Source organism: Paenibacillus forsythiae T98 (assembly GCF_000520735.1).
Classification (GTDB): Bacteria; Bacillota; Bacilli; order Paenibacillales; family Paenibacillaceae; genus Paenibacillus_AQ; species Paenibacillus_AQ forsythiae.
The window spans coordinates 1-14516 of record NZ_ASSC01000571.1 but is presented as its reverse complement, the minus strand read 5'-3'; the positions used below and the strand labels follow the sequence as shown (position 1 = coordinate 14516).

The following is a 14516-nucleotide window of genomic DNA, read 5'->3' as shown; positions in this document are numbered from 1 at the left end:
GAGGGCAGCGGCATCAGATACGGCTATTTGGACCGTGACGGCAGGGAAGCCATCGCGGCCCGGTACGAGGACGCAACGGACTTCAAGGACGGGAAGGCGCTGGTCAAGCTTCGCGCAGAAGAATTCGCGCTGATCGGGAAGAACGGCGAGGTTCTGCATACGTACCGCTACCCATATGTGGGCAACCCGGGAGACGGCTTGCTTGCCTTTCAGGCGGAGGAGAACGGCCGGTACGGCTATATCAATGAGGAGGGCATGACGGTCATTCAGCCGCAGTTTACGTCGGCGCTGCCATTTTCGGAGGGGCGCGCGGTGGTCAATACGGCGGAGAATTATGAGAACGCCTATGGGCTGATCGACAAAAGCGGAAGCTTCATCATACCGGCACGCTATGATCAGGTACAGCAGCTCGGGGAGAACCGCGTCGCGCTCGGAACGCCCCTGAATCCGGCAGAACCCTACCGGGGCACCGTCTATACCATTGCCGACGCCTCAACCGGCCGGATTCTCAGCACCCATCCGCTGCGCGGAGTGAACCGTTACAGCGACGGCCTCGCTTCCGTCTACGATCAGCGCGAGACCTATTTTATTGACAGGACCGGGAACCGCGCCGCCGGCATGCCTGTTGTGCCAGGCTCCGGCACGCTTAGCTTCAGCGGAAGACTGATCCGGGCCGATGTCGATCAGCGCACCAGCTATTATGACCGCAGCGGAAGACAGGTGTGGAAGGAGAATACGCTCATTCCCCTCCGGCCCCCTTATGCCGTGGAGGAACGAAAGTTTAAGCCGGATTTCAACTACCTGGTTTATTACCCGCATGTTCAGGGAATTGCCGATTCCAGCGTGTCCGCCCGGGTCAATGATCGGCTGAAAGAGCTTTCGCTTGTGGATAACGTTACTCCCGAAGACCAGCGGGATTACAGCTACACGGGCGATTTTTCCGTTTCCTTTTTCCGCAAATATCTGCTCCAGCTTGAGCTGAACGGCTACCGCTACCCTTATGGAGCCGCTCATGGCATGCCGACCCGCATTTTCACGCCCATCGATTTGCGTACCGGCAAATTCTATGAGCTTAAAGATTTGTTCAAGCCGGGGGTCAAGTACACGGATCGTCTGAGCGAAATCGTGGCCCGGCAAATTGAGCATGATCCCCAATACTCGTATGTATTCGAAGGCGCCTTCAAAGGCATCGCTCCCGACCAGCCGTTCTATGTCGACGGAGAAGCGCTCTATCTTTACTTTGCCCCTTACGAGATTGCGCCTTACGCAGCGGGCTTTCCGACCTTCCGCATTCCCTTTGCGGAGATTATGGGCCTGATCAACACCGAGGGAGCGTTCTGGCGGTCTTTTCATTAATAGAGCGGATCATGGCGCCGACAGGAAGATTGCAAAGAGATGCGGCAATGGGTATTGGCAGAAATTAACGTCCCATTCCGGGTGAGTAGTATGTTACAATGACCAAGGAACATATTACAACTTTGTAATCTTTGCCGCTATTCTCTTATACGGCATGGAGATACAACAAGAGAGGGAGATGGCGGAATGAAGAGCAACCTGATAAAAGCACTGCTTAGCGGAAGTGTGGCGGCGGTAATGGCGCTTGGCATATCCATCCCATCGCAGGCAGATGCGGCTTCGGCGCAGGTGACAGTCAAGAACGGAATCAGCTATGACCAGCTGATGCAATATTTGCAGCAAACCTATGGTAAATCGTTCACTTTTGATGTGCCCGGCAATCTGGCGGGCAGTCCGGCCGAGAATAAACCGGAAGCGGCACCGGCAGCCAAGCCAGCCGTAACGAAGCCGGAGGCAACGCCAGTGGCCGAGCCTGCTCCGACAGTGGAGAAGGCTCCTGAGTCTGTCCAAGCTGACAAAGCCTCATATGTCGGAGAAGTGGTAGCCTTGGTGAACGAGGAACGCGCCAAAGCGGGTCTGGCGCCGCTGACAGCGCTTGACAGCCTGAACAAAGTCGCGGCGGCCAAAGCGACGGATATGCGGAGCAACAATTATTTCTCGCATACTTCTCCTACGTACGGCTCGCCCTTTGATATGATGTCCTCTTTCGGCGTTACTTATAACTATGCCGGCGAGAATATTGCCATGGGGCAGCGTACGCCTGAGGAAGTCATGAAGGCCTGGATGAACAGCCCGGGGCATAAAGCCAACATTCTTAGCAAGAACTTCAATTATATCGGAGTGGGCTTTGACAATAACTACTGGGCCCAGGAGTTTATCGGGAAATAATCCGTACCGGTTATCGCGTACACAGAAGACCGTCTTTCTTCCATTGGGGAGAAGGGCGGTTTTTTTCGTTCAAAATATAAGAATCTATAAGTTTCACGCTTATCAAAGACCTTATATTTCTACGAGAAACGTACTTGCGTCCGCCAAGGACGCCGTCAGGCGTTTCTTCCTGTTTGCAAATTAAGGATAGAACAATTATGTTTAAATACAGCACCGATTTTTGAACGGACGGAGGGATAGGCTTGAACGACTTCAAATGGACCTGGCGGGGGCTGAGCCTGCTGTCCATCGCGGCAACGCTGTTATTGATTACCGGCTTCATTTATGCTGCTCAAGATATTATGTATCCACGGGGCGCCTCATACTCCGCTGATGTCCCGCAGCCTACAGCGGCTCCGGCCGAAGAAACAGGGGAGCTTAAGGTCGCGGCAGTCGGCGACTCGCTGGCCAAGGGGACGGGAGACAACACCGGCGAGGGCTTTGTGCGCCGGGCTGTGGCCGGACTGTCCGCTGGCGGTACGCGGACCGAGCTGGTGGGGAACCTGGGCATTAACGGGCTGACAACAGCCGGGCTGCGGGACAAGCTGAAAGAGGAGGGCGTGCAGTATGTGCTCCGTCAGGCCAATATTATTCTCGTTTCGATCGGCGGCAACGACCTGTTCCGGGGAGCGCAGAGCATGCTGAATGAAGCGGAGGGCGCAGCGGCTGCGGGGCAAGATGCCGCAGAAGGATCTGCGGATTCCCGGATCGGCACAGGAGCTTCCGGCCGAAGCGATGACTCCGCTTCGGGCGGCGCTCCGGCTCCCGGAGACGGTTCCACGGGGAATGCTGCGCTAAAGGATCTGACTCCTGAACAGCTGCTCGCCGATCTTCCCGGCGCTTCGAAGCGGCTGGAGGCGATTCTGACCGCAATTTCCGAGATTAATCCGGAGGCCCGGATTTATTATATTGGTCTGTATAATCCTTTCGGGGATCTTCGGGAGATGCTCATTCCGGGCAATCAGGCGGTTACGTCCTGGAATGCTGCGGCGATGGATATCATCAACCGCAACACCCGCATGACCCTTGTGCCGACGCTGGATTTGTTTAACGGCCATCTCGATAAATATTTGTCCAGCGATCACTTTCATCCGAATAGCGACGGGTATCAGCGGATGGCGGACCGGATCGTTCAGGCGGTAAGGTAGAAAGAAAGGGGTGGAGTGCGTGACAGCGCAAGAGAACACAGACAGCACCGGAACAGTCGTCTTATCCGTGGACGGCGTCCGCAAAAAAATAGGACGGAAATGGATTATCGACAACGTTACCTTTGACGTCCGGGAAGGCGAGATTTTCGGCTTTCTCGGCCCGAACGGAGCGGGCAAGACGACGACGATCCGCATGCTCGTCGATCTGATAAGGCCAAGCGAAGGCTCCATCACCGTATGCGGATATAATGTCAACAAGCAGCCGGAGAAGGCCTTGCAGTATGTAGGCTCCATCGTCGAGAATCCCGAGGTTTATTCGTATTTGACCGGCTGGGAGAATTTGCAGCATTTCGCCCGCATGCAGCCGGGAGTGGACGAGGCGCGGATCGCCGAGGTCGCCCGGACCGTCCGGCTTGACCAGCGCATTCACGACAAGGTAAGAACCTACTCGCTGGGCATGCGCCAGCGGCTGGGGATCGCCCAGGCGCTTCTTGGGCGTCCCAGGCTGCTTATTCTCGACGAGCCTACAAACGGCCTTGATCCCAAGGGCATCAAGGAAATGCGTGAATTTATCCGCAGGCTGGCGGACGAGGGAATGGCGGTGTTCGTGTCCAGCCATCTGCTGAGCGAAATTCAGCTGCTCTGCGACCGCGTGGCTATTATCAGCAGGGGGCGCGTGCTGGCCGTTGGCGGTGGGAGAGAGCTTGTCGCCCGCAATTCGCCGTATGTGCTGTGGGAGCTGGAGCCGCATGAGCAGGGCGTGGCCCTGCTTGAATCAAGAGAGGGAATCCGGCTTATGGACCCTGCCGAGCTTGAACTGGATGACGCGGTGATTGCGAATATGGGGGGCGGGTCCGCCGTGACGATTATGAATGACGATGCGGTCCCGGATACCGTCGCCGCACTCGTGGCCTCGGGAGTCGAGGTCAGAGCCGTGCATAAAATCAATCCCACACTGGAACAGCTATTCTTGAAACTGACGGAGGGTGAGACTATTGAATAGCCTGCTGCCGCTCATCCGCAATGAGTGCATGAAGATTATTAAAAAGAAGCGTTTTTATGTTATTTTGCTCATTCTGGTTGTGCTCGTGCCGATGTTCACCTATGCGCAGATGCGCTCGGCGGAACGGAACAGGGAGAAATTCAGCTCCGATTGGCGGCTGGAGCTGCAGCAGCAGATTACCGATAATGAGAATTCGCTCAGCAGCAGCCGGATTCCGGAAGAGTGGAAGACGTACCGGCGCATTTTTATCCAGCAGATGCAGTATTATCTGGATCATAATGTCAATCCGAACGAGCCCAGCGGCGTAACCTTCACCCGCGAATTTCTGGACAACTCGATTTCCCTGTTCATCCCGCTAATGATCATGGCGGTCGCTTCCGATATTGTATCCGGAGAACGTACGACCGGAACGATAAAAATGCTGTTGACCCGGCCCGTAAAGCGCTGGAAGGTGCTCATGAGCAAATTGATTGCGCTGTTGATGTTTGTATCGCTAATTATTGTATCCGTCTTTCTGGTAAGCTACCTTATCTCCGGCCTCGCCTTTGGCTATGGCGGCTTCAATGTGCCGATCTTCACCGGGTTTCAGCTCAGCGGCGACTCGGTTGATATGTCCGCCGTCCATTCGGTGCCGCAGTGGGAATATATGCTGATGCAGTGCGGCCTCATCTGGTTTGTCAGCATCGTTGTCGCCCTGCTGGCGTTTATGGTTTCAGTGCTGTTCCGCAGTACGGCCGCCAGCATCGTCGTGATGATGGCCGCGCTGATCGCCGGGACGATTCTGACCAATATGGCTTCGGCCTGGACTTCCGCCAAGTATCTGTTCATGGTTAACCTGGGCCTGACCAATTATCTTGCCGGGACTCCGGCGCCGATTGAAGGGATGTCGCTGCCTTTTTCTATTGCGGTTCTGGGCGTCTGGGGGATCGCGTCCATAATCATTTCATTCGCCGTCTTTACGAAACGGGATATTTTGAATTAGAATGTACAAAGTAACCAAAACATTTGTTTGCATTTTGGGATTAGAGAAGAGAAGGGGGAACATGAATGTCTGAACAGGTCGATATGTTCGCAGAGGTCTCGAAGAACGGCGCAGCAGGCCGGACTGGATACGATGCTGACGACATTCAGGTGCTTGAAGGTCTTGTTGCGGTTCGCAAACGGCCAGGGATGTATATTGGCAGTACGAGTTCCTCGGGACTGCACCATTTGGTATGGGAAATCGTCGATAATGCGGTGGATGAGCATCTGGCGAAATATTGCACGAAGATCGATATCGTACTGCGTAAGGACGGCTCGGTGACCGTTACCGACAACGGACGGGGGATTCCGACAGGCATGCACAAAACGGGCGTTCCGACGCCGCAGGTTGTATTCACCATCCTGCATGCGGGCGGAAAGTTCGGAGGCTCGGGGTACAAGAAATCGGGCGGCCTGCACGGCGTCGGCGCTTCGGTTACGAACGCCCTGTCCGAATGGCTTGAGGTGGAGATCTACCGGGAAGGTAAAATTCACCGCCAGCGTTTTGAATATTGGGTCGGCAAGGACGGCAAAGAGCATGTCGGAGAACCCGTGACGGGCCTTGAGATATTGGGCAATACGAACAAAACCGGCTCGAAGATCTCATTCAAGCCGGATATTCGCGTGTTCCAGGGAGGCATCTCCCTGAACTATGATACGCTCGCCGAACGGCTGCAGGAGATCGCATTCCTCAACTCCGGGTTGCGAATCACGCTCACAGATGAACGGGGCGGACGCCAGGACGAGTTCTTCTATGAGGGCGGAGCGAGCGAGTTTGTGCGCTATCTGAACGAAGGCAAGGATGTGCTGCACGACGTCATCCATTTCAGCGCAGAGAAGGACGAGATTGAAGTAGAAGTAGCGATCCAATACAACGGCGGCTATACCGAAACGATCGCCTCGTTCGTCAACTCGATTCCAACCCGCAGTGGCGGCACGCACGAGACCGGCTTCAAGACGGCGTATACGCGAGTTATGAATGATTATGCCCGGCGCACGGGGCTGCTGAAGGAGAAGGACAAGAATCTGGACGGCAGCGATCTGCGGGAGGGCATGATGGCGGTCATCAGCGTCAAGATGTCGGAGGTCGAATTCGTCGGTCAGACGAAGGACCAGCTTGGCAGCGCCTCTGCGCGGAGCGCGGTCGATTATATCGTCTCCGAGAATATGCAGCGTTTCCTTGAAGAGAATCCGCAGGTAGCGCAGAGCCTGCTGAAGAAATCCATTCAAGCGGCCAAAGCCCGTGAAGCGGCCCGCAAGGCGCGAGATGAAATACGCAGCGGCAAAAAGCGCAGCGAGGGCTCGAACCTCGGCGGCAAGCTCTCTCCTGCGCAATCCAAAGATATTTCCCGCACCGAGCTGTTTATCGTGGAAGGCGATTCCGCAGGCGGCTCGGCCAAGCAGGGGCGGGATTCCAAGATCCAGGCGATACTGCCCCTCAAGGGCAAGCCGATGAACCCGGAGAAGGCGAAATTGCCGGAAATACTGAAGAACGACGAATACCGGGCGATCATCGCCGCGATCGGGGCGGGAATCGGCTCGGATTTCACGGTAGATGACTGCAACTATTCCAAAATCATCATCATGACCGACGCGGATACCGACGGCGCGCATATTCAGGTGCTGCTGCTGACGTTCTTCTACCGGTACATGAAGCCGCTGATCGATGCAGGCAAGGTATATATCGCCCAGCCGCCGCTGTATAAGCTGACCCGCAAATCGGGCAAGCTGGAAACGGTCCGATATGCATGGACGGATGAGCAGCTCCAGAACTATTTGAAAGAGTTCGGCAAAAATTTCGAGCTTCAGCGCTACAAAGGTCTTGGCGAGATGAACCCCGACCAGCTGTGGGAGACGACCATGAATCCCGAATCGCGGACGATGCTTCAGGTGCAGATTGAGGATGCCGCCAAGGCGGAGCGCCGCGTGTCCACGCTGATGGGCGACAAGGTTGACCCGCGCAAGCGCTGGATTGTGGAGAATGTCGATTTCACCGAGATTGTGGAGTAATGACGAGACGTAATCTTTAAGAGTTCTCGTCGCAGGGTGACGAGAACTTCGATGTTTTAAAAACTTGACGATTGATAAGAGCGAAGCGTAAGGTTTGGAACTGAAGGAGCGATAGCGTTCGCCTTTGTCTCCGAATTCCAACCTCTGAAGGTTATATCAGGAATTTGGAGACAACAGCGACCGAAAGTCCAAACCGTTCGCGCAGCGGCACATATCAATCGTCACATTTTTTGCACAAGGCGACAGTTTGAGGAACAGAAGGTGAATGCATGAGCAGTTTATCCGAACAATTTTTGCCGGCATTTCTGGAAGAGGTCGTCGGCGACCGCTTCGGCCGGTATTCCAAATATATCATTCAGGACCGGGCCATTCCCGACGTCCGCGACGGGCTGAAGCCCGTTCAGCGCCGCATCTTGTACGCCATGTACGATTCCGGCAATACACCGGACAAGCCGTATCGCAAGTCGGCCAAGACCGTCGGGGATGTAATGGGCAACTACCACCCGCACGGCGACTCGTCGATCTATGAAGGCATGGTAAGAATGGCGCAGCCCTGGAAAATGGGGCATGTGCTCGTTGACGGGCACGGCAACTGGGGCTCCATGGACGATGATCCGGCGGCAGCCATGCGTTATACGGAGGCCCGGCTGTCACCCATCGCCATGGAAATGCTGCGCGACATCGAGAAGCGCACCGTGTTGTTCAAGGATAACTTCGACAATACGGCGAAAGAGCCGGTCGTCCTTCCTTCGCGTTATCCGAATCTGCTCGTGAACGGCACGAGCGGCATTTCGTCCGGCTTCGCCACTGAAATCCCGCCGCATAATCTGCGCGAGACGATCGATGCCTGCATTGCGGTCATGCAGAAGCCGGAAATCGGGCTTGCAGAAATCATGACCTTCATCAAAGGGCCGGATTTTCCGACGGGCGGGCTTATTATGGGCGGCGACGGGATCATGGACGCGTACCGGACAGGCAAAGGGCGCATCTATCTGCGCTCGAAGACGGAGATCGAGAATCTGCGCGGCGGCAAGCAGCAGATTGTTGTCACCGAAATCCCTTTTCAGGTGGTTAAATCCCGCCTGGTTACTGCCATGGAGAATATCCGCCTGGAGAAAAAGGTTGAAGGCATCGCGGAAGTGCGCGATGAAAGCGGCCGCGAAGGTCTGCGGATCGTGATCGAACTGAAGAAGGAAGCCGATGCGCAGGGGATTCTGGCCTACTTGCTCAAGAAGACCGATCTGCAAGTCACCTATAACTTCAATATGGTCGCCATCGTCAACAAAGCGCCGCAGCAGCTCGGCCTGAAGGCTATACTTGAAGCGTATATTGCCCATCAGCGCGAAGTCGTCACGCACCGTACCCGGTTCGACCTGGAGCGGGCGGAGGACCGCGCCCATGTGCTGGAGGGTCTGGTCAAGGCGCTCAATATTCTGGATGAAGTTATCGCAGCCATCAAAGCCTCGAAGAACCGCCAGGACGCCCAGAACAATCTCGTCTGGATGTTCGGCTTCAGCGAAAGGCAAGCGGATTCGATCCTGACTCTCCAGCTATACCGCCTGACCAATCTGGAGATCAAGACGCTGGAGAAGGAACTGGAAGAGACGCAGAAGAAGATCGCCGCCTTGCGCAGCATTCTGGAGAGCGACAAGAAGCTGATCGGCGTCATCCGCAAGGAACTGATGGAGATTCGCGACAAGTACGGAATCGACCGAAGATCCGCCATTCAGGAGGAGGTGGAAGAGCTCAAGGTCAGCATTGAGGCGCTGGTCAATGCGGAGGATGTGCTGGTTGCGCTGTCGGGGGACGGCTATATCAAGCGGACCAGCATGCTTTCCTTCACCCGCTCCGGCGGCGAACGGAATGCGTCCGGTGTCAAGGAAGGCGATTATATCACCAAACTGCTTGACGTGAATACGCGGGACAGCCTGCTTGTATTTACGCGTAAAGGACAATACTTTCTGCTGCCCGTCCATCAGATTCCGGATTTCAAGTGGAAGGACCCCGGCACCGCGATTGTCAACGTGATTGGTCTTGGCAAGGGAGACGGGATCGCCGCGATAATTCCAGTCGGCACTTTCGAAGAGTCCGATCAAAGCCTGTTCTTCGTCACCCGCAAGGGCCAGGTGAAGCGCACCGAATTGAAGGAATATTCTACCAGCCGCAGTGGTGCCGTCGCCGCATGCAAGGTCGGGGCGGAGGACGAGGTGCTGGCGGTTATCCTGAGCGGAGGGGAGCAAGACCTGATGCTTGTCACCAAGGAAGGGATGAGTATCCGCTTCCGCGAGAGCGAGGTCAATCCGATGGGCCGCGTCGCCGCCGGTGTAAAAGGGATTCAGCTTCGCGAAGGCGATGAGGTGGTGTCCTGCTTCCGGGTCTCGGACGACGAAGGCGAGATTCTGGCGGTGACTGACCTTGGCTACGGCAAGCGCAGCCTGCTGCTGGATTATGCTCCGCAGAGCCGGGGCGGCAAGGGAATGCCGACATTTGAATTCAAGGAAGGCAAGCGCGTACGCCCGAACGGCAGCCGGATTGCCGGCGCATTCTACTGCAAGGAGCCTTTTGAGCTGACCGCCATTACGCGCGAAGGCGCGCAGCACCATTTCTCTTCGGAAGCTGCGCCGATCGCCGACCGGCGTTCAACCGGCAAGCTTCTTGTTCCGGTGGAGAAGAAAGACGAGATCGTAACCTTGCAAATTTCCGTGAAATAAAGCGGGTTTTATCGAAACCGGCAGTATTCCGCCAAGGCATCCGCCGCCTCTATTCGACAGAGGCGCGGATGCCTTTTTTAATGGGAATCCGGAGATTAAGGCCGCTTTGCTGCGGGTAAAAGTTTACGGGGTTATTTATTTTTTTCCACTTGCAGGAAAAAGAAACTCGTCAGCGAACATATCTTAAATAAGGGATCTTTCGCCAAGAAAGGAAGGAACGACTGTGAACTCCTTTGAATTCAGTAAAATATGGCATAAAATTCTTAAAGATTATAAGGTTCATATGGATACAAAGCTGGCTCCCACGCTTACGGACGCCCAGCTTACGGTGCTTGAGCTTGTTCAGGAAAGAGGAGTCGCCAAGCCTTCCGATCTGGCCCCGCATCTGGCTACCAGTCCTGCCGCAGTTACCATGCTGCTTGACCGGATGGAGAAGGGCGGGCTGATTATCCGGGACAGGGATGCGGCCGACCGGCGGATCGTCTGGGTGAGCATCACCGATCTCGGAAGAAGGGAAACCGCGCGCGGGCTTAAGGTCCGCAGCGATTTTTTCGCGGAAGTTCTGGATCATATTTCAGCCCATAATCAGCAGCTTCTGCTGTATTTGATGGGCAAGCTTGTGGCGCCGGGAAACGAAGCCGCTCCGCTGGAGATGAGCAGATAGCCGTGAATCATGGGGCGAATATAACAAAAGCAGGCGTATCCTCCAAAGGGATTGCCTGCTTCTTGCAATGGTCAACGGCAGCGCCAATATGAGTTTATCCCGGGAACGCTCCACTATTAAAGGGTCTGCTGCTTCTACCGGAGGGACCGCTCCTGAAGCTCCGCGCTCCAAAGATCCCATGGGTATTGCCGCGGAGGCAGGGAGATCAGCTCGACCTCCTGTTTGGTCACGGGATGCGGGAATCCGACAAGCGAGGACCACAGCGCGATTTGCTGGCCCGGCTTGTTGACGGCCGCTCCGTACTTCTGGTCTCCGTACAGCGGACAGCCGGCATGGGCAAGCTGCACGCGAATTTGATGAGACCGTCCGGTAAGCAGGTCGACTTTTACCAGGCTGAGGCCCTCGGTGAAGCCCAGCACGGTATAGTCCAGCACGGCTTCCTTGCCGCCAGGCGTGCCTTCCCGGACGACGGTAACGGTGTTCGTCTTGGCGTTCTTAAGCAGGATATTTCTCAATCGGCCGTTTTGCGCGGGCAGCCGTCCGTGTACGACAGTCAAATATCCTTTGCGAAAGCTCCGGCTGCGGACGCTCTCGGACAACCGGGAAGCGGCCTTGGAGGTCTTGGCGAACACCATGGCTCCGCCGACGGGACGGTCAAGCCGGTGAACCAGTCCCATATAGACATTGCCGGGCTTGGCGTAGCGCCGCTTGACGTCCTCTTTGAGCAGGGAGAGCACGTCGGCATCACCTGTTGCATCCTCCTGTACGGGAAGGTTAACCGGCTTTACGATCCCGAGAAGATGATTATCCTCAAACAAAATCTGAAAGGGCCCCGGCGTCTGTCCGTCTTCCTGTCCGCCGTTTACGCGCTGCGCCATTGCTCTACGACTCCCAGCGGCCGAGAATGCCGCAAGGCAGATTCAGTCGGGAGGCAGTGATCGGCAGGCCGATTTCCCCGGAGCTGAGCTTGCCTCCATAACGCGATTTCATCGTCATGGCGAGCATGTTCTCCAGAACGGTCGGGGAAATGCCGGTCGTATAGGAGTTGATGAGCAGGAAGAGCGGATTGTCGCTCAGAATGTTCATGCAGCTTTCGAGAAAAGGATACAGGTTCTGCTCCAGCTTCCACATCTCGCCTCCGGGTCCTCTGCCGTAGGACGGCGGGTCCATAATAATCGCATCGTATTTATTGCCCCGGCGCTGCTCGCGCTGAACAAATTTGAAGACGTCGTCGGTGATGAACCGGACCGGACGCTCTCCGAGACCGGAGAGTTGCAGGTTTTCTTTTGCCCACTGAACCATGCCTTTGGCCGCATCGACATGAACAACGGAAGCGCCCGCGCTGGCTGCCGCAACGGTGGCGCCGCCGGTGTATGCGAACAGATTAAGCACCTGTATTTGGCGTCCCGCGCCTGCGATCTTGTCCATCATCCAGCTCCAGTTGGCCGCCTGCTCCGGGAACAGTCCCGTATGCTTGAAGTTGGTTGGACGAAGATGGAATCTAAGCTTGCCGTACCGGATGCTCCAGCTTTCAGGGATGCTCTTCTTCATTTCCCATTGGCCGCCGCCCGATGAGCTGCGATGATAATGTCCGTGCACATCCTTCCACACCGACGATTCCTTTGGAAGCGGCCATATAATTTGCGGGTCCGGCCGCCGGAGAATGATATCTCCCCAGCGCTCCAGCTTTTCTCCGCCTCCTGTATCGATAATCTCATAATCCTTCCAGTCCCGAGCCATGTACATGTTAATCCATCCTTCAAAAATTCATTTAGCCTATATTGTACATCATTTAGCCGGATTATCACAAACGATTCGACGGCTTTTTGCAGCAGAGTGATCGTCAAAATATGCTGCCCGCTGCTCCAGTCTGTGCAAGACGAGGAAAAGGCATCTGCTGCAAAATATTATTGACATTGATAATCATTATCAATAGAATGGGTGTATATCCCAACCCGTACCGGAGAGGGGATGCTTTCGACAACAGCTTTCTGCAATTTAGGGGAGGATATGATGCATGGCTAAAATATTGGTGGTATATGCCAGCCTGACCGGCAATACAGAGGAAATTGCGGAACTGATCGCGGAGGGAATCCGCCAGTCAGGAGGCGAGGCGGTTCTGAAATTGGTCACTGACTGCAACGCCTTCGATATCGCATCCTATGACGGGGCGGTACTCGGGGCCTACACCTGGGGAGACGGAGAACTGCCGGATGAATTTCTCGATTTCTATGAGGAGCTGGATGAAATAGACCTGGCAGGAACCAAAGCCGCCGTGTTCGGAAGCGGCGACTCCGGATATGAAATCTACTGCGGCGCGGTTGACCGGATTGAAGAAAAGCTGAAAGAAAGAGGCGCGGCCATAGTACAGGCGAGTCTCAAGATCGAATATGGGCCGACTGCGGTGGAGAAAGAGGAATGCCGCAAGTTCGGACAGCGATTTGCCGAGGCCTGCGTGGCGGTATCTTAATATGGATACGTCATGCGGCGCAGCCGCTAATTCGGCCTCCCGTCTTCCCAAATTTCATGATTATATTGTTGAGCGGGCGCTGCTGGACATGGCCGAGACGAACGGAGGTGGAAATGGACTGCCTCTGTGGCGGCAGCAGGTGCAGTATGCGGTCGGTCATACGTTAAATGATTACTACAGCTTGACGCCCGGGGTGCGCGCACAGACGCCTGTTCAGTTTCTCCTGGAAAGGAGATGGCCGCCGGGGTTTCGCTCCTTCTCTTCCATGATGCACTATTGGCACGTTAAAAACAGGATATGCGATACGCTGGTTCGTCTGGTTGGCAGCAGTCATGAGAGAGAGGTTCCGTTCATGCTGTATGAACAGTGGCATGTTCCCGTACCCGAACTGCAAATGGACCTGTCCATCATCTTTCAATTGGTCTGGCACTCCGGCGGACGGGGAGGCAGTCTGAATGTGCAGAAATTCATGGTTTGCGGAAATGCGGATGTTGCCCGGGGGTTTATACATATGGCCAACGTATTCTGCCGCAAGACTTACGGCGCGCCGCCCGAGAGTGTGGAGATTCATTTTCTGATGGAAGGGGAGAGGCGCCGCTACGACGGCAATATGTATTCGCTGGAAGCCTCGCTCGATTACTTGAGATTGTTGTCCGTGCTAAGTGGCGAGCGAGGCTGGGGCAGCGGAGGCTGTACATCAAATGGAGAAAGCCGGAGCGCAGCAGGGGAGGATACCTGGGCAAGACATCTTCTGATGTGACACGCTGGCCGCAGTTTGGATATAAGAAGACCCTTTGGACCATCACCGGACCAAAGGGTCTTCCTGTTGCCGATTCTTGCCAGCCTCTCTTGCAATGCATGATGACCGGAACGGAATCTAGCCGATATAACGATAGTAATCCTGCTTATTGGTGATGACGAATCCGCAGCTTTCATATAATCTGAGCGCATTCGGGTTATCGAGCGCGACTTCCAGATTAATTCCGTTGCCGCTGCGTTGCTCGCGCAGAATGGTCTGAATAAGGGCGCTGCGCCCGATGCCTCTGCCCCGCAGCTTCTCATCCACGGTAAAAGCGTAGATCCACGTTTCATGATGCTCGGTCCACAGCCGAAGCTTGCCGACGGGCTGACCTTCAAGCTCAATAATGATATGCTCGTTGCTGCTCTCCCCGTCGAGTTCATCATACATATCAACCGCCTCTTGCAG

Annotated in this window: 13 protein-coding genes; 10 read left to right on the top strand and 3 right to left on the bottom strand. The window is 55.4% G+C overall.

All coding sequences use genetic code 11. The features are described from left to right. The 8 genes from L692_RS0117920 to L692_RS0117885 all read left to right on the top strand — a co-directional run. A partial coding sequence (locus tag L692_RS0117920) for a WG repeat-containing protein (protein ID WP_025701472.1) occupies window positions 1-1356 on the top strand: 1356 nt, incomplete at its 5' end. 186 nt (window positions 1357-1542) lie between these two features. Then, a complete protein-coding gene (locus tag L692_RS31290) occupies window positions 1543-2244 on the top strand; it encodes a CAP domain-containing protein (protein WP_025701471.1) in 702 nt (233 codons plus the stop codon). A 242-nt stretch (window positions 2245-2486) separates the two neighbouring features. Beyond that, window positions 2487-3431 carry a GDSL-type esterase/lipase family protein gene (locus L692_RS0117910; protein ID WP_025701470.1) on the top strand — a complete coding sequence of 315 codons (945 nt, stop codon included), beginning with the start codon at window positions 2487-2489 and terminating at the stop codon, window positions 3429-3431. Between the two features lie 19 nt (window positions 3432-3450). After that, window positions 3451-4434 carry an ABC transporter ATP-binding protein gene (locus tag L692_RS0117905; RefSeq protein WP_025701469.1) on the top strand — a complete coding sequence of 328 codons (984 nt, stop codon included), beginning with the start codon at window positions 3451-3453 and terminating at the stop codon, window positions 4432-4434. Then, the gene (locus L692_RS0117900) at window positions 4427-5416 is read left to right on the top strand and encodes an ABC transporter permease (protein WP_025701468.1); all 990 of its coding nucleotides are present in this window, start codon (window positions 4427-4429) and stop codon (window positions 5414-5416) included. Before L692_RS0117905 ends, L692_RS0117900 begins: the two co-directional genes overlap by 8 nt. Before the next feature lie 65 nt (window positions 5417-5481). Beyond that, entirely contained in the window at window positions 5482-7464 is a 1983-nt protein-coding gene (parE, locus tag L692_RS0117895; protein WP_025701467.1) for a DNA topoisomerase IV subunit B, read from the top strand. A 269-nt stretch (window positions 7465-7733) separates the two neighbouring features. Continuing rightward, on the top strand, window positions 7734-10175 hold the full coding sequence (gene gyrA, locus L692_RS0117890) for a DNA gyrase subunit A (protein ID WP_025701466.1): 2442 nt from the start codon (window positions 7734-7736) through the stop codon (window positions 10173-10175). A gap of 223 nt (window positions 10176-10398) precedes the next feature. Then, the gene (locus tag L692_RS0117885) at window positions 10399-10839 is read left to right on the top strand and encodes a MarR family winged helix-turn-helix transcriptional regulator (RefSeq protein WP_025701465.1); all 441 of its coding nucleotides are present in this window, start codon (window positions 10399-10401) and stop codon (window positions 10837-10839) included. 134 nt (window positions 10840-10973) lie between these two features. On the opposite strand, the gene L692_RS0117880 is transcribed toward L692_RS0117885, so the two are convergent. Both L692_RS0117880 and L692_RS0117875 read right to left on the bottom strand, forming a co-directional pair. Beyond that, window positions 10974-11717 carry an RluA family pseudouridine synthase gene (locus tag L692_RS0117880; protein ID WP_025701464.1) on the bottom strand — a complete coding sequence of 248 codons (744 nt, stop codon included), beginning with the start codon at window positions 11715-11717 and terminating at the stop codon, window positions 10974-10976. A gap of 4 nt (window positions 11718-11721) precedes the next feature. Then, window positions 11722-12585 carry a class I SAM-dependent methyltransferase gene (locus tag L692_RS0117875; RefSeq protein WP_025701463.1) on the bottom strand — a complete coding sequence of 288 codons (864 nt, stop codon included), beginning with the start codon at window positions 12583-12585 and terminating at the stop codon, window positions 11722-11724. Between the two features lie 271 nt (window positions 12586-12856). Between L692_RS0117875 and L692_RS0117870 the strand changes: the two genes are divergently transcribed. Then, the gene (locus tag L692_RS0117870) at window positions 12857-13309 is read left to right on the top strand and encodes a flavodoxin (RefSeq protein WP_025701462.1); all 453 of its coding nucleotides are present in this window, start codon (window positions 12857-12859) and stop codon (window positions 13307-13309) included. Window position 13310: 1 nt separating this feature from the next. Then, window positions 13311-14069: a hypothetical protein gene (locus L692_RS0117865; RefSeq protein ID WP_025701461.1), complete on the top strand. Its 759-nt coding sequence runs from the start codon at window positions 13311-13313 to the stop codon at window positions 14067-14069. 117 nt (window positions 14070-14186) lie between these two features. Here the strand turns inward: L692_RS0117865 and L692_RS0117860 are convergent. Then, the coding region (locus L692_RS0117860) for a GNAT family N-acetyltransferase (RefSeq protein ID WP_025701460.1) at window positions 14187-14516 on the bottom strand (330 nt) is incomplete at its 5' end.